General features: G+C 69.7%; 20 protein-coding genes. 19 read left to right on the forward strand and 1 reads right to left on the reverse strand.

Features of this window, described 5'->3' with window-relative positions; genetic code table 11:
* The first annotated feature begins 39 nt into the window (after positions 1-39).
* The 19 genes from rho (at position 40) to R4Z63_RS22660 (ending at position 18978) form a co-directional block, all read left to right on the forward strand.
* Positions 40-2154, forward strand: a complete 2115-nt coding sequence (gene rho, locus R4Z63_RS22570) for a transcription termination factor Rho (protein ID WP_384445485.1) — start codon at positions 40-42, stop codon at positions 2152-2154.
* Between the two features lie 332 nt (positions 2155-2486).
* Complete coding sequence (locus R4Z63_RS22575) at positions 2487-3590, forward strand: LCP family protein (RefSeq protein WP_384445487.1); 1104 nt, start codon at positions 2487-2489, stop codon at positions 3588-3590.
* Between the two features lie 220 nt (positions 3591-3810).
* Complete coding sequence (rpmE, locus tag R4Z63_RS22580; RefSeq protein ID WP_030008686.1) at positions 3811-4029, forward strand: 50S ribosomal protein L31; 219 nt, start codon at positions 3811-3813, stop codon at positions 4027-4029.
* Between the two features lie 127 nt (positions 4030-4156).
* A complete protein-coding gene (prfA, locus tag R4Z63_RS22585) occupies positions 4157-5236 on the forward strand; it encodes a peptide chain release factor 1 (protein WP_384445489.1) in 1080 nt (359 codons plus the stop codon).
* A gap of 47 nt (positions 5237-5283) precedes the next feature.
* Positions 5284-6129, forward strand: a complete 846-nt coding sequence (gene prmC, locus R4Z63_RS22590) for a peptide chain release factor N(5)-glutamine methyltransferase (RefSeq protein WP_030853584.1) — start codon at positions 5284-5286, stop codon at positions 6127-6129.
* A 49-nt stretch (positions 6130-6178) separates the two neighbouring features.
* Positions 6179-6826 carry an L-threonylcarbamoyladenylate synthase gene (locus R4Z63_RS22595; protein WP_037927914.1) on the forward strand — a complete coding sequence of 216 codons (648 nt, stop codon included), beginning with the start codon at positions 6179-6181 and terminating at the stop codon, positions 6824-6826.
* Positions 6823-7455 (forward strand): arsenate reductase/protein-tyrosine-phosphatase family protein, encoded by a 633-nt coding sequence (locus tag R4Z63_RS22600; RefSeq protein ID WP_384445492.1) that lies wholly within the window; start codon positions 6823-6825, stop codon positions 7453-7455. Before R4Z63_RS22595 ends, R4Z63_RS22600 begins: the two co-directional genes overlap by 4 nt.
* 103 nt (positions 7456-7558) lie before the next feature.
* Positions 7559-8788: a serine hydroxymethyltransferase gene (glyA, locus tag R4Z63_RS22605; protein WP_384445494.1), complete on the forward strand. Its 1230-nt coding sequence runs from the start codon at positions 7559-7561 to the stop codon at positions 8786-8788.
* Between the two features lie 104 nt (positions 8789-8892).
* A complete protein-coding gene (locus tag R4Z63_RS22610; RefSeq protein ID WP_063890651.1) occupies positions 8893-10239 on the forward strand; it encodes an MraY family glycosyltransferase in 1347 nt (448 codons plus the stop codon).
* A 274-nt stretch (positions 10240-10513) separates the two neighbouring features.
* Positions 10514-10951: a Cg1360 family ATP-synthase-associated protein gene (locus tag R4Z63_RS22615; RefSeq protein ID WP_384445496.1), complete on the forward strand. Its 438-nt coding sequence runs from the start codon at positions 10514-10516 to the stop codon at positions 10949-10951.
* Between the two features lie 210 nt (positions 10952-11161).
* Positions 11162-11998, forward strand: coding sequence for a F0F1 ATP synthase subunit A (atpB, locus tag R4Z63_RS22620; protein WP_384445608.1), 837 nt, complete (start codon positions 11162-11164; stop codon positions 11996-11998).
* Between the two features lie 74 nt (positions 11999-12072).
* The gene (gene atpE / locus R4Z63_RS22625) at positions 12073-12303 is read left to right on the forward strand and encodes an ATP synthase F0 subunit C (RefSeq protein ID WP_028804225.1); all 231 of its coding nucleotides are present in this window, start codon (positions 12073-12075) and stop codon (positions 12301-12303) included.
* Positions 12304-12353: 50 nt separating this feature from the next.
* The gene (locus tag R4Z63_RS22630; protein ID WP_384445610.1) at positions 12354-12887 is read left to right on the forward strand and encodes a F0F1 ATP synthase subunit B; all 534 of its coding nucleotides are present in this window, start codon (positions 12354-12356) and stop codon (positions 12885-12887) included.
* The gene (locus R4Z63_RS22635; RefSeq protein WP_384445498.1) at positions 12884-13699 is read left to right on the forward strand and encodes a F0F1 ATP synthase subunit delta; all 816 of its coding nucleotides are present in this window, start codon (positions 12884-12886) and stop codon (positions 13697-13699) included. Before R4Z63_RS22630 ends, R4Z63_RS22635 begins: the two co-directional genes overlap by 4 nt.
* Positions 13700-13828: 129 nt before the next feature.
* A complete protein-coding gene (atpA, locus tag R4Z63_RS22640) occupies positions 13829-15424 on the forward strand; it encodes a F0F1 ATP synthase subunit alpha (protein ID WP_037927930.1) in 1596 nt (531 codons plus the stop codon).
* 20 nt (positions 15425-15444) lie between these two features.
* Entirely contained in the window at positions 15445-16362 is a 918-nt protein-coding gene (locus tag R4Z63_RS22645; RefSeq protein WP_037927931.1) for a F0F1 ATP synthase subunit gamma, read from the forward strand.
* Positions 16362-17804, forward strand: a complete 1443-nt coding sequence (gene atpD / locus R4Z63_RS22650) for a F0F1 ATP synthase subunit beta (protein WP_384445500.1) — start codon at positions 16362-16364, stop codon at positions 17802-17804. Before R4Z63_RS22645 ends, atpD begins: the two co-directional genes overlap by 1 nt.
* 166 nt (positions 17805-17970) lie before the next feature.
* Positions 17971-18342: a F0F1 ATP synthase subunit epsilon gene (locus tag R4Z63_RS22655; protein ID WP_037927938.1), complete on the forward strand. Its 372-nt coding sequence runs from the start codon at positions 17971-17973 to the stop codon at positions 18340-18342.
* Positions 18343-18531: 189 nt separating this feature from the next.
* The gene (locus R4Z63_RS22660) at positions 18532-18978 is read left to right on the forward strand and encodes a DUF2550 domain-containing protein (protein WP_037928621.1); all 447 of its coding nucleotides are present in this window, start codon (positions 18532-18534) and stop codon (positions 18976-18978) included.
* A 102-nt stretch (positions 18979-19080) separates the two neighbouring features.
* Here R4Z63_RS22660 and R4Z63_RS22665 read toward each other — a convergent pair whose 3' ends face one another.
* Positions 19081-20982 (reverse strand): glycosyl hydrolase family 18 protein, encoded by a 1902-nt coding sequence (locus tag R4Z63_RS22665; RefSeq protein ID WP_384445503.1) that lies wholly within the window; start codon positions 20980-20982, stop codon positions 19081-19083.
* Positions 20983-21029: the final 47 nt, after the last annotated feature.

Raw genomic sequence — 21029 nt, forward strand, 5'->3', positions numbered from 1 at the left:
GCCAGACAGGCCGACGTCCGCTCCAGGGAAGGACCCTTCGTGAGCGACACCACCGATCTGATGGGCGCTGCCGACACCTCTGTCGACACCAGTGCCCCCGCCGCGGGCGCCGCGGCCGCCCCCGCCGGACGGCGGCGACGCACCGGCACCGGCCTTGACGGCATGGTCCTCGCCGAGCTGCAGCAGGTCGCGTCCGGCCTCGGCATCAGGGGCACCGCGCGGATGCGCAAGAGCCAGCTGATCGAGGTCATCAAGGAGGCGCAGGCGGGCGGAGGTGCCCCCAAGGCCGCTGCCTCCGCCGCCGCGGACACCGCCGAGGCCAAGCCGAAGCGCCGCGCCACCAGCAAGGCCCGTACGGCCGCCGCCGACGCCGCACCGGCGGAGGCCCCCGCGGCCCCGGCCGAGAAGCCTGCCGCGCAGACGCAGATCGAGATCCCGGGCCAGCCGGCAGGAGGCCCCTCCCGCTCCGGCGCGGCCGAGAGCGGGGGAGACGACGCCCCGGCCGGCGAACGCCGCCGCCGCCGCGCCACGGCGCCCTCCGGCAGCCCGGAGAGCTCGGCCCCCGTCTCCGTGCAGGTCGAGCAGAAGGCCGACACCGCCACCGCCACCGCCACCGCGCCCGCCGAGCCCAAGGCAGAGGCCGCCACGGCGGTCTCCGCCGGCCAGGCCCAGGGCCAGGACGGCGAGGGCCGCGGCCGCCGCGACCGCCGGGAGCGCGGCGACCGCCAGCGCGACCGCCGCGACCGTGGCGCCAAGGCCGACGAGCAGGGCCAGAGCGGCCAGGGTCAGGGCCAGGCCGCGCAGGGTGGCCAGGGCGGCGGCGGCCGTCAGGACCGCCAGCAGCAGGGCGGCCGCGGTCAGGGCCAGGGCCAGCAGGGCCGCCAGGACGGCGGTCCGCAGGACGACTTCGACGACGAGGGCGGCCGCCGTGGCCGTCGCGGCCGCTACCGCGACCGCCGGGGCCGTCGCGGCCGCGACGAGTTCGCGCCGAACGAGCCGCAGGTCGCCGACGACGACGTGCTGATCCCCGTCGCGGGCATCCTCGACATCCTGGACAACTACGCGTTCATCCGGACCTCGGGCTACCTGCCCGGCCCCAACGACGTGTACGTGTCCCTCGCCCAGGTCCGCAAGGCGGGGCTGCGCAAGGGCGACCACACCACCGGTGCCGTGCGCCAGCCCAAGGACGGCGAGCGCCGCGAGAAGTTCAACGCCCTGGTGCGCCTCGACTCGGTGAACGGCATGGCGCCCGAATCCGGCCGCGGCCGACCGGAGTTCCAGAAGCTGACGCCCCTGTACCCGCAGGACCGGCTGCGCCTGGAGACCGACCCGGGCGTGCTGACCACCCGCATCATCGACCTCGTGTCGCCGATCGGCAAGGGCCAGCGCGGTCTGATCGTGGCCCCGCCGAAGACCGGCAAGACCATGATCATGCAGGCGATCGCCAACGCGATCACCACGAACAACCCCGAGTGCCACCTGATGGTCGTCCTGGTCGACGAGCGTCCGGAAGAGGTCACCGACATGCAGCGGTCGGTCAAGGGCGAGGTCATCTCCTCGACCTTCGACCGCCCGGCGGAGGACCACACCACCGTCGCCGAGCTGGCTATCGAGCGCGCCAAGCGCCTCGTCGAGCTGGGTCACGACGTGGTCGTCCTGCTGGACTCCATCACCCGTCTGGGCCGCGCGTACAACCTCGCGGCGCCCGCCTCCGGCCGCATCCTGTCCGGTGGTGTCGACTCGACCGCGCTGTACCCGCCGAAGCGCTTCTTCGGTGCCGCGCGCAACATCGAGGACGGCGGCTCGCTGACCATCCTGGCCACCGCGCTCGTCGACACCGGCTCGCGCATGGACGAGGTGATCTTCGAGGAGTTCAAGGGCACCGGCAACATGGAGCTCAAGCTCGACCGGAAGCTCGCCGACAAGCGCATCTTCCCGGCCGTCGACGTCGACCCGTCGGGCACCCGCAAGGAGGAGATCCTCCTCAACGCGGAGGAGCTCGCCATCGTGTGGAAGCTGCGCCGGGTGCTGCACGCGCTCGACTCGCAGCAGGCGATCGAACTGCTCCTCGACAAGATGAAGCAGACGAAGTCGAACGCGGAGTTCCTGATGCAGATCGCGAAGACGACCCCGTCGGGCAAGAGCGACGACTGAGGTCCGTCGGCCGGCGTACCACGCCGGCCGTGAGGCATCGCCACAGCAGCCCCCGCCGCACGCCGCGGCGGGGGCTGCCGTGCTTCCCGCCGGCGCCGGCGGGGAGGCGTCCTGGGCCCGTCGGGACACCTGAGAGCTCCGCCACGTCGCCTTCGTGCGGGGACTCCCGTCCTGCGCCCGAAACCGCAGGTGAGGGGCGGCCGGGGAAGGTCTGTCCCGGTTCGTGCGCGATTATTGTCGGTACGGAGGGTTGCATCCTCGGTGAAACCCTTCACCGCATTCGCCCGTCTGTGTCAGGGAACCCGCAGGCCGGACCCAGGACCGAGGAGACCATGACCGAGGACATCAAGGGCAGCGGCCGGAGCGCCGCGGGCCCGCGCAGGCGCAGACCGGCGGCGCGCCGCCGGGCCGTCGCCGCGGCCGGGTGGAGCGCCGTCGCGGTGCTCCTGCTGGGCGGGGCGGGCGTGGGCTACGTCTACGTCAAACTCAACGGCAACCTGAAGACGGTCGACATCGACCAGGTGCTGGGCACCGACCGGCCGGCCGACGTCGACAACGGCTCGATGGACATACTCGTCCTCGGCTCCGACTCCCGCGGCGGCGCCAACGGCGCGTACGGCCGGGACGACGGCGGCTCCGCCCGCTCCGACACGGCGATGGTCGTCCACCTCTACGAGGGCCACCAGAAGGCCGCGATCGTGTCCATACCCCGCGACACCATGACCGCCCGCCCCGCGTGCGCCGTCGCCGGTACGGGGAGGTCCGACCCGGGTGGTCGCCGCACGCAGTTCAACGAGGCCTACACCGTCGGCGGCGCCGCCTGTGCGGTCAAGACCGTCGAGAAGATGTCGGGAATCCGCATGGACCACTACATCGAGGTCGACTTCACCGGTTTCAAGAGGATCGTCGACACCCTCGGCGGGGTCGAGGTCACCACCACCAAGCCGATCAAGGACGACTACAGCCACCTCGACCTCCCGGCCGGCCCCAACAGGCTCGACGGCGAGCAGGCCCTCGGGCTCGTCCGCACCCGCCACGGCGTCGGGGACGGCGGCGACCTCGGCCGAATACAGCTCCAGCAGGCCTTCATTAAGGCGCTGATCAAGCAGGTCAAGGGCGTCGGCGTGTTCGACAGCCCCAAGAAGCTGCTCGACCTCGCCGACGCCGGGACCAAGGCGCTCACGACCGACAAGGCGCTCGGCGACGTGAAGTCCCTCGCCGGGTTCGCCCAGAGCCTCCAAGGCATCGACGCCGCCGACCTCCAGATGATCACCCTGCCCGTGACCACGGACGCGATCGACGCCAACCGCGTCACGCCCCTGCCGAAGGAGTCCGCCATGGTCTGGGACGCCCTGCTGGCCGACCGGCCGATCCCCGCCGGCGCCACCGCGCACTCCACCGGCGACAAGAGCGAGGCCGGGGCCGTCGTCCGGTAGGCGAAGCGGCCCGGGACCCGCTGCGCCGCAGCCCGGCAGGACCCCGCGGCAGGCCCCGGAACGGAGCCCGGAATAGACCCGGCCCCCCTCCCGTTGAGGGTGGTGTCCTCAGAATTTTGACAGGCGGCCCGGTCCTGGCAGACTGGTCTGTCGGCCCCGGTTCACGCAGTGCGCAATTCGGCTCCTGCGACCCGGCGCCCTCCCGAATCTAGGAGACACCTTGAAGCGCGATGTTCACCCCGAGTACGTCGAGACCGCGGTCAGCTGCACCTGCGGCGCGTCGTTCACGACCCGTAGCACCCTGACCGAGGGCACCATCCGTGCCGAGGTCTGCTCCGAGTGCCACCCGTTCTACACGGGCAAGCAGAAGATCCTCGACACCGGTGGCCGTGTGGCCCGCTTCGAGGCGCGCTTCGGCAAGGGCGCGGCCAAGAAGTAGCGCGACCCAGGCGCCGGTCTCCGGCCGCCCCCTGTCCACTCGGGGGCGGCCGGACCGGCGCCTTTGTCGTCGTTCAAGCCCGTCACCCCGTGCAGTCCCCCCGCACTTTCACCACAGGAGTCCCCCGATGTTCGAGGCGGTCGAGGAACTGGTCGGCGAACACGCCGACCTCGAGAAGCAGCTCGCCGACCCTTCGGTCCACTCCGATCAGGCCAATGCGCGCAAGCTGAACAAGCGCTACGCGGAGCTGACCCCGATCATCGCCACCTTCCGTGCCTGGAAGCAGACGGGCGAGGACATCGAGACGGCGAAGGAGCTCGCGGCCGACGACCCGGACTTCGCGGCCGAGGTCAAGGAGCTGACCCAGCAGCGCGAGGAGCTCACCGAGAAGCTCCGCCTGCTGCTCGTCCCGCGCGACCCCAGCGACGACAAGGACGTGCTCCTGGAGGTCAAGGCGGGCGCGGGTGGCGACGAGTCGGCCCTGTTCGCCGGCGACCTGCTGCGCATGTACCTGCGCTACGCCGAGCGCGTGGGCTGGAAGACCGAGATCATCGACGCCACCGAGTCCGAGCTCGGCGGCTACAAGGACGTCCAGGTCTCCGTCCGCACCAAGGGCGGCAACGGCGCCACCGAGCCGGGCCAGGGCGTGTGGGCCCGTCTGAAGTACGAGGGCGGCGTGCACCGCGTCCAGCGCGTCCCGGCGACCGAGTCCCAGGGCCGCATCCACACCTCCGCCGCCGGTGTACTCGTCACCCCGGAGGCCGAGGAGGTCGAGGTCGAGATCAACGCGAACGACCTCCGCATCGACGTGTACCGCTCCTCCGGCCCCGGCGGCCAGTCCGTCAACACCACCGACTCGGCGGTGCGCATCACGCACATCCCGACCGGTGTGGTCGCCTCCTGCCAGAACGAGAAGAGCCAGCTCCAGAACAAGGAGCAGGCCATGCGCATCCTGCGGTCGCGCCTGCTGGCCGCCGCGCAGGAGGCCGCCGAGCAGGAGGCCTCCGACGTGCGCCGCAGCCAGGTCCGCTCCGTGGACCGGTCCGAGAAGATCCGTACCTACAACTTCCCGGAGAACCGGATCTCGGACCACCGCACCGGCTTCAAGGCCTACAACCTCGACCAGGTGCTCGACGGAGACCTCGACGCGGTCATCCAGGCCTGCGTGGACACCGACTCCGCGGCCAAGCTCGCCGCCGCGAGCTGACCGAAGCCCGCTCCACCCCCCGTACGACAGCAGCCCGGAGGACCAGCGTGAACTTGCTGCTTGCCGAGGTGGCTCAGGCCACCCAGCGGCTGGCCGCCGCCGGCGTACCCTCACCGCGCTTCGACGCGGAGGAACTCGCCGCCTTCGTGCACGGCGTCAAGCGGGGGGAACTGCACCACGTCAAGGACGCGGACTTCGACGCCCGCTACTGGGAGGCCGTCGCCCGCCGCGAGGCGCGCGAGCCGCTCCAGCACATCACCGGGCGCGCCTTCTTCCGGTACCTGGAGCTCCAGGTCGGGCCCGGTGTCTTCGTGCCCCGGCCCGAGACCGAGTCGGTCGTGGATTGGGCCATACAGGCCGTCCGGGCGATGGACGTCGTCGAGCCGCTGATCGTCGACCTGTGCACCGGGTCCGGGGCGATCGCTCTGGCCATGGCCCAGGAGGTGCCGCGCTCGCGCGTGCACGCGGTCGAGCTGTCCGAGGACGCCCTGCGGTGGACCCGCAAGAACGCAGAGGGCTCCCGGGTCACCGTCCACCAGGGGGACGCCCTGAGCGCCCTGCCCGAGCTCGACGGCCAGGTCGACCTGGTCATCTCCAACCCGCCGTACATCCCGCTCACCGAGTGGGAGTACGTGGCGCCCGAGGCCCGTGACCACGACCCGGAGATGGCGCTCTTCTCCGGCGAGGACGGCCTGGACACCATCCGGGGCCTCGAACGCACCGCCCACCGGCTCCTCAGGCCGGGCGGCATCGTCGTCGTCGAGCACGCCGACACGCAGGGCGGGCAGGTCCCGTGGATCTTCGCCGAGGAGCGGGGCTGGGCCGACGCGGCCGACCACCCCGACCTCAACAACCGCCCGCGCTTCGCCACGGCCCGCAAGGCACTGCCGTGACCGGCGCGACGACCCCCGCCACCCCCCTGCTGCACGAGGAGGCCCGCTGATGGCCCGGCGATACGACTGCAACGACGCAACGGACCGCAAGACGGGCCTGCGCGAAGCCGCATCCGCCGTGCGCCGCGGCGAGCTCGTCGTGCTGCCCACCGACACCCTGTACGGAATCGGCGCAGACGCCTTCAGCCCGGAGGCCGTGCACGACCTCCTCGCCGCCAAGGGCCGTGGCCGCGGCATGCCCACCCCGGTGCTCATCGGTTCCCCGAACACCCTGCACGGCCTCGTCACGGACTTCTCCGAGCAGGCCTGGGAGCTCGTCGACGCCTTCTGGCCCGGCGCGCTGACGCTGGTCGCCAAGCACCAGCCCTCGCTGGCGTGGGACCTCGGCGAAACCCAGGGGACCGTGGCCGTGCGGATGCCCCTGCACCCCGTCGCCATCGAGCTGCTGACGGAGGTCGGCCCGATGGCGGTGTCCTCGGCCAACCTCTCCGGGCATCCGGCGCCCGAGGACTGCGACGCGGCGCGGGAGATGCTCGGGGAATCGGTGTCGGTCTACCTCGACGGGGGCCCGACGCCCGGCATCGAGCCGTCGTCGATCGTCGACGTCACGGGGAAGGTGCCCGTGCTGCTGCGGGAGGGAGCGCTGAGCGCCGGCCAGCTGCGGGAGGTCGTACCCGACCTCGAGGTCGCCCCGTGAGCCCTGAGGGGCGTGGCATAGCAGGGGGAAGCACTTTCCGCATACTCCACGTCAGCACGGGCAACGTGTGCCGCTCTCCGATCACCGAGCGGCTCACCCGGCACGCCCTCTCGCACCGCCTCGGCGGTCCGGTCGGCGGCGACCTCATCGTGGAGAGCGCTGGCACCTGGGGCCACGAGGGCGCTCCGATGGAGGCCAACGCGGCCGCCGTACTGGAGGACTTCGGGGCCGACACCTCGGGGTTCACCGGCCGCGAGCTGCTGGACGAGCACGTCATACGTGCCGACCTGGTGCTGACCGCCACGCGGGACCACCGCGCGCAGGTCATCTCGATGGGGCATTCGGCGGGGCTGCGCACCTTCACGCTGAAGGAGTTCACCCGGCTGGTCAGGGCCATAGACCCGGCCACGCTGCCGCCGGTGGACGACGGCATGGCGGAGCGGGCGCGGGCCCTCGTACGGGCCGCCGCAGCGCTGCGCGGGTGGCTGCTGGCACCGTCGCCCGACGCGGACGAGGTGTACGACCCGTACGGTGCGCCGATCACCTTCTTCCGCTCCATCGGCGACGAGATCAACCAGGCGCTGGACCCCGTGGTGACGGCCCTGACGGGTGTGGCGGCGCGTCGCTGACCCCGGCGGGGCGCACCGCGCGGCGGGGCGGTTGCGCCGCGAGGCGTGACGGGCGGGCCGGGCCTACAGTGGCTGGTACCCGGTATCCCCCTGGAGTCGCGCCATGAGCGTCATCACCCAGCCCACGGACCTGCTGCGCCGGCAGGACCCGCAGATGGCCGACGTACTCGCCGGGGAGGGCCGCAGGCAGGCCGGCACGCTGCAGCTGAGCGCGGCGGAGAACTTCACCTCGACGGCCGTCCTGGCGGCGCTGGGGTCCCCGCTCGCCAACAAGTACGCCGAGGGCTACCCGGGCGCCCGCTACCACGGCGGGTGCGAGTACGCCGACATGGCCGAGCAGATCGCCGTGGAGCGGGCCAAGGCGCTGTTCGGGACCGAGCACGCGAACGTGCAGGCGCATTCCGGCTCCTCGGCCGTCCTGGCCGCCTACGCGGCGCTGCTGCGGCCGGGGGACACCGTGCTGGCGATGGGGCTGCCGTACGGGGGGCACCTCACCCACGGCTCGCCCGCCAACTTCTCCGGCCACTGGTTCAGCTTCGTCGGGTACGGCGTGGACCCCCGGACCGGCCTGATCGACTACCGGCAGGTGCAGGACCTTGCCCGTGCGCACCGCCCCAGGGCCATCGTGTGCGGGTCCATCTCCTATCCCCGCCACCCCGAGTACTCGGCCTTCCGGGAAATCGCCGACGAGGTCGGGGCGTATCTGATCGCCGACGCCGGGCATCCCATGGGGCTGGTGGCCGGCGGGGCCGCGCCGAGTCCGGTCCCGTACGCGGACGTCGTCTGCGCGACCACGCACAAGGTGCTGCGCGGGCCGCGCGGCGGGATGCTGCTGTGCGGCGCCGAGCTCGCCGAGCGCGTCGACCGGGCGGTGTTCCCGTTCACCCAGGGCGGGGCGCAGATGCACACCATCGCCGCCAAGGCGGTGGCCTTCGGCGAAGCGGCCCGACCGGAATTCGCCACCTACGCCCACCGGGTGGTGGCCAACGCCCGGGTACTGGCCGGGGCGCTGGAGGAACGCGGGTTCATGATCACCACCGGCGGCACCGACACGCACATGATCACCGCCGACCCGGCGCCGCTGGGCGTGGACGGCCCGACCGCCCGCGGCAGGCTGGCCGCCGCCGGGATCGTGCTGGACACGTGCGTGCTGCCCTACGGAGACCAGCGGGGGGTCCGGATGGGGACGGCCGCCGCGACCACCCAGGGGATGGGGGAGCCGGAGATGCTCCGGATCGCGGAGCTGTTCGCGACCGCGCTGCGCGGGGAAGCCGCGCAGACACGTACGGAGGTCGGCGAGCTCACAGCAGGATTTCCCCCTTACGGGGAGTAAACGGGGCAAGGGGGGTGTAGTGGAACCGGTATACGGACCCCTCGCGTCCTCGGTGGAGGGGGCATCGCAGCTAATGTGTGGGGCTGAGATGGCCGGCGATACTTCTGGGGCAGCCAGTGCGTGAATATCTGCTGACGCTTTGCGTCACGGTCGCGGTGACCTACCTGCTGACCGGGCCCGTGCGGAAGTTCGCGATCGCGGCCGGGGCCATGCCGGAGATCCGCGCCCGCGACGTGCACCGCGAGCCGACGCCGCGCCTCGGCGGGATCGCGATGTTCGGCGGCCTGTGCGCCGGCCTGCTGGTCGCCGATCACCTGCAGAACCTCAACGCGGTCTTCGAGAAGTCGAACGAGCCGCGCGCCCTGCTCTCCGGTGCCGCCCTGATCTGGCTGATCGGCGTACTGGACGACAAGTTCGAGATCGACGCCCTGATCAAGCTCGGCGCGCAGATGATCTCCGCCGGTGTGATGGTCATGCAGGGACTGACGATCCTGTGGATCCCGGTCCCCTTCATCGGCACGGTCCCGCTCACCCAGTGGCAGGGCAACCTGCTCACCGTGGCGCTCGTCGTGATCACCATCAACGCGGTGAACTTCGTGGACGGCCTCGACGGCCTCGCCGCCGGCATGGTCTGCATCGCGGCGGCCGCTCTCTTCCTGTACGCCTACCGGATCTGGTTCGGCTACGGGATCGAGTCCGCGGCCCCCGCGACCCTCTTCGCCGCCATCCTGATGGGCATGTGCCTGGGCTTCCTGCCGCACAACATGCACCCCGCGCGGATCTTCATGGGCGACTCCGGGTCGATGCTCATCGGTCTGGTCCTGGCCGCCGCGGCGATCTCCCTGACGGGGCAGGTGGACCCGGACGCGCTGGCCCTGTTCGCCGGTGGTGAGCGCAACGCGACGCATGCGATGCTGCCCGCCTACATCCCGCTGATCCTGCCCCTGACGGTCATTGCGATCCCGATGGCGGACCTGATCCTGGCCATCGTGCGGCGTACGTGGAACGGCCAGTCGCCGTTCGCGGCCGACCGCGGGCACCTGCACCACCGACTGCTGGAACTCGGCCACTCGCACAGCCGCGCCGTCCTGATCATGTACTTCTGGTCGGGCCTGATCGCCTTCGGCACCGTGGCCTACTCCGTGCACTCCACCGCGATGTGGATCGTGCTCGTGATCGCCGTGCTCAGCGCGGTGGGGCTCTTCCTCCTGCTCCTGCCGCGCTTCACGCCCCGTACGCCGGCCTGGGCCGAACGTCTGGTCCCGCCCCGCTACCGGCACTCCGCGCGCGCGGCCGAGGCGGCGGCGGAGGCCGCCCTGCAGGACGCGTCGGGAGCCGAGCAGAAGCCCGCCGGGCCGATCGCCGCAGGCGTCTCGGGCGTCAACGGCGCGACCGCGGTGGGCCCCCGTTCGCGCTTCCCCGAGCGGCGTAAGGCTGAATCCGCTCGCTGACCCCTGCTTCACATGTCCGACATGGAAGTCCATTAGCAGACAACCAGCCCCCCTGTCGCGCACACACGCGCAGGGTCACTCTCATGTGTGACAGTCGGCACACCGGGCAGGTAAAGCTCTCATCAAATAGTTTGTGATACCGTTCACTAAACCCGGCGACAGAGCCGAAGGACCGTAGTGCGACGGTCCCTTGGCCCGAGGTTCTCTCTCGGACCGGGCTTACGCTCGTCCCGTACGAGTCCAGTGCCCCCACCACCACGCGGAGCAAACCGCCATGCGGTCAGATGACGTCCGATCCCTTCTGCAAGCCGCCGTGCCCACGGCCGTCGCCGGCGTACTCGCCGCGTTGATCAGTGGGCTTGTCGTCGGCGGCAAGGGCGTGGTCGGAGCGGTCGTCGCGACGCTGGTCGTGATCCTGTTCATGGGCATCGGGTTCGTCGTCCTGCAGCGCACGGCGAAATCGCTTCCGCACCTCTTTCAGGCCATGGGGCTCATGCTCTACACGGCCCAGATCCTGCTGCTTTTCGTCTTCGTCGCAGCGTTCAAGAACACCACGCTGTTCAACCCCAAGGCCTTCGCCATCACGCTCGTCGCCACCACCCTGGTGTGGATCGCCGCGCAGACGCGTGCTCACATGAAGGCCAAGATCCTTTACGTCGAACCGGACTCGGTGAAGGGCGACAAGCCCGAAAACCCGGGACCGAAGTCGTGAAGGGTAGGGCCGGGATAAGTGAGCGTTCGAGATCCTGCTATCGTCCGGTGCCAACTGCGGCATTGCGGGCGCGGGCATCTGAGCTGACGCCTGTCCCATCGCGAGGCTCGATGCCTGATCGCCGCCCCATCATCCGTAACACCAGTCCAGTGCCGAACAGCGGCTGTGCGCCGCGCCGACACAACGAGGTTGCCGTACCTATGCGCCACGCTGAAGGAGCCCGCGGTGAGTGCTGACCCGACGACGGTGCTCGCCTTCGAGACCGATTGCCACATCTTCGACGGTTGTGGCTTCCCGGCTCCCGGCCTGCACTCGTTCCTGTTCGAGCCGATCTTCGGTGACGCGGACAGCAGCCTGTACTTCAACAAGACGATGCTTCTCGCCCTGCTGGGCTCGATCATCATCGTCGGGTTCTTCTGGGCTGCGTTCCGGAAGCCGAAGGTCGTCCCGGGCAAGCTCCAGATGGTCGCCGAGGCCGGTTACGACTTCGTGCGCCGCGGCATCGTCTACGAGACGCTGGGCAAGAAGGAGGGCGAGAAGTACGTCCCCCTGATGGTCTCGATCTTCTTCTTCGTCTGGATGATGAACCTCTGGTCCATCATCCCGCTCGCCCAGTTCCCGGTGACCTCGATCATCGCGTACCCCGTGGCCCTCGCAGCCATCGTGTACGTGATCTGGATGAGCGTGACCTTCAAGCGTCACGGCTTCGTCGGGGGCTTCAAGAACCTGACCGGCTACGACAAGTCGCTCGGCCCGGTCCTCCCGATGGTCATGGTCATCGAGTTCTTCTCGAACGTCCTGGTCCGCCCCTTCACCCACGCGGTCCGACTGTTCGCGAACATGTTCGCCGGTCACACCCTGCTGCTGCTCTTCACGATCGCCAGCTGGTACCTGCTGAACGGCATCGGCATCGCCTACGCCGGCGTCTCGTTCGTCATGGTGCTGGTGATGACGGCCTTCGAGCTCTTCATCCAGGCCGTCCAGGCGTACGTCTTCGTCCTCCTGGCCTGCAGCTTCATCCAGGGCGCGCTGGCCGAACACCACTGACCGCCACCCCCTGAGTCCCTTATTCGTCCGGTGGCCAACCCCCACCGGTCCGTGAAAGAGAAGGAAGAACTGGCATGTCCCAGACCCTTGCTGCCGTCAGCGGCTCCCTCGGCTCCATCGGTTACGGCCTCGCGGCCATCGGCCCGGGCGTCGGCGTCGGCATCATCTTCGGTAACGGCACCCAGGCTCTTGCACGTCAGCCCGAGGCTGCCGGTCTGATCCGCGCCAACCAGATCCTCGGCTTCGCCTTCTGTGAGGCGCTCGCCCTCATCGGCCTGGTCATGCCGTTCGTCTACGGCACGTGATCTTCGGATTCACGACCAACCACTAGACGAAAGGCACTGATGTGAACCTCATGGTTCTCGCGGCCGAGGAAGTTCAGAGTCCTCTCATCCCGCCGCTCCCCGAGCTCGTCATCGGTCTGATCGCCTTCGTCATCGTCTTCGGTTTCCTCGCGAAGAAGCTCCTCCCGAACATCAACAAGGTTCTGGAAGAGCGCCGTGAGTCCATCGAGGGCGGTATCGAGAAGGCGGAAGCCGCTCAGACCGAGGCCCAGAGCGTCCTGGAGCAGTACAAGGCCCAGCTCGCCGAGGCCCGGCACGAGGCCGCGCGCCTGCGCCAGGAAGCGCTGGAGCAGGGCACTGCGCTGAAGGAAGAGCTGCGCGCAGAGGGCCAGCGGCAGCGTGAGGAGATCATCGCTGCCGGCCACGCCCAGATCGCGGCAGACCGCAAGGCCGCCTCCCAGGCGCTGCGTCAGGACGTGGGCAAGCTGGCCACCGACCTGGCCGGAAAGCTCGTCGGCGAATCCCTGGAGGACCACGCCCGGCAGAGCCGCACCATCGACCGTTTCCTCAGCGAGCTTGAGGAGAAGGCCGAGGCTGCCCGATGAACGGAGCGAGCCGCGAGGCGCTGGCCTCCGCGCGTGAGCGTCTCGACGCGCTGACGGACAACACGTCCGTCGACGCGGCGAAGCTCGCCGGTGAGCTGGCCGCTGTCACCGCGCTGCTCGACCGTGAGGTCTCGCTGCGTCGGGTCATCACGGACCCGGCGCAGGCCGGTGAGGCCAAGGCCGAGCTGGTCGCTCGGCTGCTCGGCGGTCAGGTCGGCGGGGAGACCCTCGACCTGGTGTGCGGCATGGCCCGGTCCCGCTGGTCGCAGTCCCGCGACCTGGTGGACTCGCTGGAGGAGCTGGCGGCCACCGCCGACCTCACGGCGGCCCAGCAGGCCGGCGCGCTCGACAACGTCGAGGACGAGATCTTCCGCTTCGGCCGGATCGTGTCCTCGAACACCGAGCTGCGTGCCGCGCTGACCGACCGTGCGGCGACCGCCTCCGCCAAGAGCGAGCTGCTGCGCAGCCTGCTCGGCGGCAAGGTGAACGCCGTCACCGAGCGCCTGGTGATCCGTCTTGTCACGCACCCGCGTGGACGTAGCCTGGAAGCGGGACTGGAGTCCCTTTCCAAGCTCGCCGCCGAGCGCCGTGACCGCATGGTCGCCACCGTGACCAGCGCGGTTCCGCTCAGCGACGTGCAGAAGCAGCGCCTCGGCGCGGTGCTGGCCAAGCTGTACGGCCGCCAGATGCACCTGAACCTCGACGTGGACCCCGAGGTCCTCGGCGGGATCTCGGTGCGCGTCGGCGACGAGGTCATCGACGGCACCATCGCGGACCGCCTCGCAGAGGCGTCCCGCCGCATGGCCGGCTGACCAGCCACCACAAGTACAAAGCATTCCTAGCGGCCCGGTTGGGCCGTGCAGAACTTGCAGAAGATTCCTGGGGGTCACCCCCAGACCCCTAAGAAGCTTCAGGCCCAACAAGGAGAGCAGGGAACCCAGATGGCGGAGCTCACGATCCGGCCGGAGGAGATCCGGGACGCACTGGAGACCTTTGTCCAGTCGTACCAGCCGGACGCGGCCTCGCGCGAGGAGGTCGGAACGGTCAGCGTTGCCGGCGACGGCATCGCGAAGGTGGAGGGCCTGCCCTCCGCCATGGCGAACGAGCTGCTGAAGTTCGAGGACGGCACCCTCGGTCTCGCCCTCAACCTCGAGGAGCGCGAGATCGGTGCGATCGTCCTCGGCGAGTTCAGCGGCATCGAGGAGGGCCAGCCGGTGCAGCGCACCGGTGAGGTTCTGTCCGTAGGCGTCGGCGAGGGCTACCTCGGCCGCGTTGTCGACCCGCTCGGCAACCCGATCGACGGCCTCGGCGAGATCGCGACCGAAGGCCGCCGCGCCCTCGAGCTGCAGGCCCCGGGCGTCATGGTCCGTAAGTCGGTGCACGAGCCCATGCAGACCGGCTACAAGGCCGTCGACGCGATGGTGCCGATCGGCCGTGGCCAGCGTCAGCTGATCATTGGTGACCGTCAGACCGGCAAGACCGCTCTGGCCGTCGACACGATCATCAACCAGCGCGACAACTGGCGCTCGGGCGACGTGAACAAGCAGGTCCGCTGCATCTACGTCGCCATCGGCCAGAAGGGCTCGACCATCGCGTCCGTTCGCGGCGCCCTGGAAGAGGCCGGCGCGCTCGAGTACACGACGATCGTCGCCGCCCCGGCGTCCGACCCGGCCGGCTTCAAGTACCTGGCGCCGTACACCGGTTCCGCCATCGGCCAGCACTGGATGTACGCCGGCAAGCACGTCCTGATCATCTTCGACGACCTGTCGAAGCAGGCCGACGCCTACCGCGCCGTGTCGCTGCTGCTGCGCCGCCCGCCGGGCCGCGAGGCCTACCCGGGTGACGTCTTCTACCTGCACTCCCGTCTGCTGGAGCGCTGCGCGAAGCTGTCCGACGAGATGGGCGCCGGTTCGATGACCGGTCTGCCGATCGTCGAGACCAAGGCGAACGACGTGTCGGCGTTCATCCCGACCAACGTCATCTCCATCACCGACGGCCAGTGCTTCCTGGAGTCCGACCTGTTCAACGCGGGCCAGCGCCCGGCGCTGAACGTCGGTATCTCGGTCTCCCGCGTCGGTGGCTCCGCCCAGCACAAGGCCATGAAGCAGGTTTCGGGTCGTCTCCGCGTCGACCTGGCCCAGTACCGCGAGCTGGAAGCGTTCGCCGCCTTCGGTTCCGACCTGGACGCCGCGTCGAAGTCCTCGCTGGAGCGCGGCAAGCGCATGGTCGAGCTGCTGAAGCAGGGCCAGTACCAGCCCATGCCCGTCGAGGAGCAGGTCGTCTCCGTCTGGGCCGGCACCACCGGCAAGATGGACGACGTCCCGGTCGCCGACATCCGCCGCTTCGAGTCGGAGCTGCTGGAGCACCTGCGCCGCGAGCGCAAGGACCTCCTGACCTCCATCGCCGACGGCGGCAAGATGTCGGACGACACCCTGTCCTCCATCGCGGACGCCATCGCCGGCTTCAAGCGGCAGTTCGAGACCTCGGACGGCAAGCTTCTGGGCGAGGACGCGCCGGCCGTCAACGTCTCCAAGTGACGACGGAAGGGACCTGACTCATGGGAGCGCAGCTCCGGGTCTACAAGCGTCGCATCCGTGCCATCACGGCGACCAAGAAGATCACCAAGGCGATGGAGATGATCGCCGCCTCGCGCATCGTCAAGGCGCAGCGCAAGGTGGCGGCGTCGACCCCGTACGCGACCGAGCTCACCCGCGCGGTGACCGCGGTGGCCACCGGTTCGAACTCCAAGCACGCCCTGACCACCGAGGTCGAGGCGCCGACCCGTGCCGCGGTCCTGCTCATCACGAGCGACCGCGGTCTGGCCGGCGGCTACTCCTCGAACGCCATCAAGCAGGCCGACCGGCTCACCGAGCGGCTGCGCGCCGAGGGCAAGGAAGTCGACAGCTACATCGTCGGCCGCAAGGGTGTCGCCTACTACGGGTTCCGCGAGCGCAAGATCGCGGACTCGTGGACCGGCTTCACCGACAGCCCGGACTACGCCGACGCCAAGCGCGTCGCGGCGCCGCTGATCGAGGCCATCCAGCTGGACACGGCCCAGGGTGGCGTCGACGAGCTGCACATCGTCTTCACGGAATTCGTGTCGATGATGACGCAGAACGCGGTGGACAGCCGGATGCTGCCGCTCAGCCTTGAGAAGGCTGCGGAGGAGGACGGCGCGAAGGGCGAGATCCTTCCGCTGTTCGAGTTCGAGCCGTCGGCGGAGGACGTCCTCGACGCCCTTCTGCCGCGCTACGTCGAGAGCCGTATCTACAACGCGCTGCTGCAGGCCGCTGCCTCCGAGCACGCCGCCCGCCGCCGTGCGATGAAGTCGGCCACCGACAACGCCGGTGAGCTCATCAAGAGCCTCTCCCGGCTTGCCAACGCGGCCCGCCAGGCCGAAATCACCCAGGAAATCAGCGAGATCGTCGGTGGCGCGAGCGCCATGGCCGACGCGACCGCGGGGAGTGACAAGTAATGACGACCTCTGTTGAGACGGCCGCTGCCACGGGCCGCATCGCCCGGGTCATCGGCCCGGTCGTCGACGTGGAGTTCCCCGTCGACGCGATGCCCGACATCTACAACGCGCTGAAGGTCCAGGTCGCCGACCCGGCCGAGGAGGGCGCGCTCAAGACGCTGACCCTCGAAGTCGCCCAGCACCTGGGTGACGGCCTGGTCCGCACGATCTCCATGCAGCCCACCGACGGTCTGGTCCGCCAGGCTCCGGTGACCGACACGGGCGAGGGCATCACCGTCCCCGTCGGTGACTTCACCAAGGGTAAGGTGTTCAACACCCTCGGTGAGGTGCTGAACTACCCGGAGGCGAACGCCGAGGTCGGCGAGCGCTGGGCGATCCACCGCAAGGCGCCGAACTTCGACGAGCTCGAGTCGAAGACCGAGATGTTCGAGACCGGTGTCAAGGTCATCGACCTCCTCACCCCGTACGTCAAGGGTGGAAAGATCGGTCTGTTCGGTGGTGCCGGTGTCGGCAAGACCGTTCTGATCCAGGAAATGATCTACCGCGTCGCCAACAACCACGACGGTGTGTCGGTGTTCGCGGGTGTCGGTGAGCGTACCCGTGAGGGCAACGACCTCATCGAGGAGATGTCGGAGTCCGGTGTTCTGGACAAGACCGCGCTGGTCTTCGGCCAGATGGACGAGCCCCCGGGCACCCGTCTGCGCGTCGCCCTGGCCGGTCTGACCATGGCGGAGTACTTCCGCGATGTCCAGAAGCAGGACGTGCTCTTCTTCATCGACAACATCTTCCGGTACACCCAGGCCGGTTCCGAGGTGTCGACCCTGCTCGGCCGCATGCCCTCCGCGGTGGGTTACCAGCCGAACCTGGCCGACGAGATGGGTCTCCTCCAGGAGCGCATCACCTCGACCCGTGGTCACTCGATCACCTCCATGCAGGCGATCTACGTCCCCGCCGACGACCTCACCGACCCGGCGCCGGCGACCACCTTCGCCCACCTCGACGCGACGACGGTTCTCTCCCGTCCGATCTCCGAGAAGGGCATCTACCCGGCCGTGGACCCGCTGGACTCCACATCCCGCATCCTGGACCCCCGCTACATCGCGGCGGACCACTACGCGGCCGCCATGCGCGTCAAGGGGATCCTGCAGAAGTACAAGGACCTCCAGGACATCATCGCGATCCTCGGTATCGACGAGCTGGGCGAGGAGGACAAGCTCGTCGTCCACCGTGCCCGTCGCGTCGAGCGCTTCCTGTCGCAGAACACCCACGTCGCCAAGCAGTTCACCGGCGTGGACGGTTCGGACGTTCCGCTCGACGAGTCGATCGCCGCGTTCAACTCGATCTGCGACGGCGAGTACGACCACTTCCCCGAGCAGGCGTTCTTCATGTGCGGTGGCATCGAGGACCTGAAGGCCAACGCCAAGGAGCTGGGCGTCTCCTGATCCGGCGCGCTCCGCGAGGAGCGCATCCGGTTCGCCGGTCCCTTCCCGGCCGAAGCGGGGGAGGGACCCTGGAGAGGGGCGGGTGTGTCCCGTCCCTCTCCCCACGCCCATTAGAATTTGACCCAACACCCGGCTGACCCGCCGGGTGGTGACCCGAGGAGCCACCTTGGCTGCTGAGCTGCACGTCGAGCTGGTCGCGGCGGACCGCAATGTCTGGTCCGGCGGGGCCACCCTTGTTGTCGCCCGCACCACGTCCGGCGACATCGGCGTCATGCCCGGTCACCAGCCGCTTCTCGGTGTGCTGGAATCGGGCCCGGTGACCATCCGTACCAGCGAGGGCAACACTGTCATCGCCGCGGTGCACGGCGGATTCATCTCGTTCGCGGACAACAAGCTGTCCCTGCTGGCCGAGATCGCCGAGCTCGCGGACGAGATCGATGTCCAGCGGGCGGAGCGGGCACTGGAGCGCGCGAAGGCGGAGGCCGACGCGGCCGCCGAGCGTCGCGCGGATGTCCGGCTGCGCGCCGTAACGGGCTGACCGCCCGTCGGAGTTTCACCGCCGAGCCCTGGAGGGCGACCCTCAGGGCTCGGCAGACCTCAGCCGCGGTCCGTTCTGGAATTTTCCAGACCGGGTCGCGGCTGAGGCGATGCAGGTGCTCCCCCAGACTCCGTCTGGGAGGGGCCCCCGTTTCTCATGCGTATTCGATGAGCGAGGAGGTCGGTGAAGATGCTCCTCGCTCTGCTTGTGAGCGGCCTGGTCGTAGCCCTGGTGGTGATCGGGCTGTTCGTCTTCGGACTGCGCCGCCGCCTGATCCAGCGGTCCGGCGGGACCTTCGACTGCAGCATGCGCTGGGGCGTGGCGGAGGAGCCTGACGTCTCGGGCAAGGGCTGGGTCTACGGGGTCGCGCGCTACAGCGGAGACCGGATCGATTGGTTCCGGGTCTTTTCGTACTCCCCGCGCCCGCGCCGGCTGCTGGAGCGGAGCTCCATCGAGGTGCTGGCCCGCCGCGCCCCGGAGGGCGAGGAGGAGCTGGCCCTGCTGTCCGACGCCGTCGTGCTCGGGTGTCTCCACCAGGGGACCCGCCTGGAGCTGGCGATGAGCGAGGACGCACTGACGGGCTTCCTGGCGTGGCTGGAGGCGGCTCCGCCCGGCCAGCGGGTGAACGTCGCCTGAGCCGGTCCGGGACCGGGGCGTTGCACCCCTGCGGGGTATCGGGTGAAGGCATGAAGAAGCCGGGGAGACGGGGGCGGACCCGTCTCCCCGGCTTCCGTCTGCCTACTGGAGTCCGGTGTGGACCGCGTTCGCGAGTTCACCGCTGGCGGTGTCGCCGCTGAACTCCCAGTAGAAGGCTCCCCTGAGGCCCTGCTGCTTGGCCCAGGTCATCTTGCCGGCGATGGTGGCGGGCGTGTCGTAGCTCCACCAGTTGCTGCCGCACTTGGCGTAGGCCGTGCCGGCGACGGTGCCGGTCACCGGGCAGCTGTTCTTGAGCACCTTGTAGTCCTCGATGCCCTGCTCGTACGTGCCCGGGGCCGGTCCGGTGGCGGTGCCGCCGGGGGTGGCCTGGGTGACGCCCGTCCAGCCGCGGCCGTAGAAGCCGATGCCGAGGTTGAGCTTGGAGCCGGGCACGCCCTTGGCCTTGAGCTTGGCGATGGCGTCGGCCGAGTTGAAGCCGGCCTGCGGGATGCCCGCGTACGAGGTCAGCGGGGAGTGCGGGGCGGTCGGGCCTTGGGCCGCCCAGGCCCCGAAGAAGTCGTACGTCATCACGTTGTAGAAGTCGGTGTACTGCGCGGCGCCCGCATAGTCGGCCTTGTCGATCTTGCCGCCGTCCGAAGCGTCGGCGGTGATGGCCGCGGTCACCAGGTTGTTCGCGCCGAACCGGGCCTTCACGGCCTGCATCAAGTTCTTGAAGGCGGCCGGGCCGCTGCTGTCGCAGGACAGGCCGCAGGCGTTCGGATACTCCCAGTCCAGGTCGATGCCGTCGAAGACGTCGGCCCAGCGCGGGTCCTCGACCAGGTCGTAGCAGGACTGGGCGAAGGCGGTCGGGTTGGCGGCGGCCTGGGGGAAGCCGCCGGACCAGGTCCAGCCGCCGAAGGACCACAGCACCTTGATGTTCGGATACTGCTTCTTCAGTTTGCGCAGCTGGTTGAAGTTGCCGCGCAGCGGCTGGTCCCAGGTGTCGGCGACCCCGTCGACGCTCTGGGCGGCGGTGTAGGCCTTGTCGTAGTCGGCATAGGCGTCACCGATGGTGCACCGGCCGTTCTGGACGTTGCCGAAGGCGTAGTTGATGTGTGTGATCTTTCCGGCCGTACCCGAGGTGACCAGGTTCTTCACGTGGTAGTTGCGTCCGTAGACGCCCCAGTTGGTGAAGTAGCCGAGCTTGACCTTGTCGCCCGGGTCCGGGGGGATCACTCCGCCGGTCGTGGTGACCGTGGTGGAGCCCGAGGAGGGGCCGGTCTGGTCGATGGTGTCGCGGGCGGTGACGCTGTACGTGTACGTCGTGCCCTTGGTCAGGCCCGAGTCCGCGTACGTGGTCCCGGTGACGGTGGCGATCTTGGCGGAGCCTCGGTAGACGTCGTAGTTCTTGACGCCCTTGTCGTCGGTGGCCGGGGTCCAGGTCAGAGTCAGCGAGGTGTCGGCGACGTTGCTCGCGGCGGGCGCGCCGGGGGCCGTGGGGGGAGTGTCGCCGGGCTGGGTGCCGCCGTCGCAGGAGGCGCCGTTGATCGTGCAGCCGCTGGGAGCGCCCGACCCGGCGCCGTTGAAGCCGAAGCTGGCCGTGGCCCCCGGGGCGAGTGTGCCGTTCCAGCCGACGTTCTTGGCCGTCCAGTGTGTCCCGGAGCCGGTGACGGTGGCGTCCCAGGCCGAGGTGACCGAGGTGCCCGCCGGGTAGTCCCACTCCACGGTCCAGCTGCTGAGCGTGGTGGTGCCGGTGTTCTTCACCACCCACTTGCCCTCGAAGCCGGTACCCCAGTCGGAGACCTTGGTGTACGTCGCGGTCGCGGACGCGGCGGCCTGGGCCGGGCCGGCCAGGGCCACGAGCCCGGTGACGGGCAGGGCGAGCGCGGCGACGACGGCCGCGACTCTCGTGAAGAACCGGGTGCGCCTGGTGGGGGGTGGGGATGCTGTGCTCAAGGGTGATCCTCCGTAGGTCCGTCGCGGTCGTGGGGCCGACGTCGACATGGGGGTGGGACCTGCGCCGCCCGTGAGCACGCTTTGTCATGGCACGC

This window comes from Streptomyces sp. PL-29 (genome assembly GCF_058344425.1).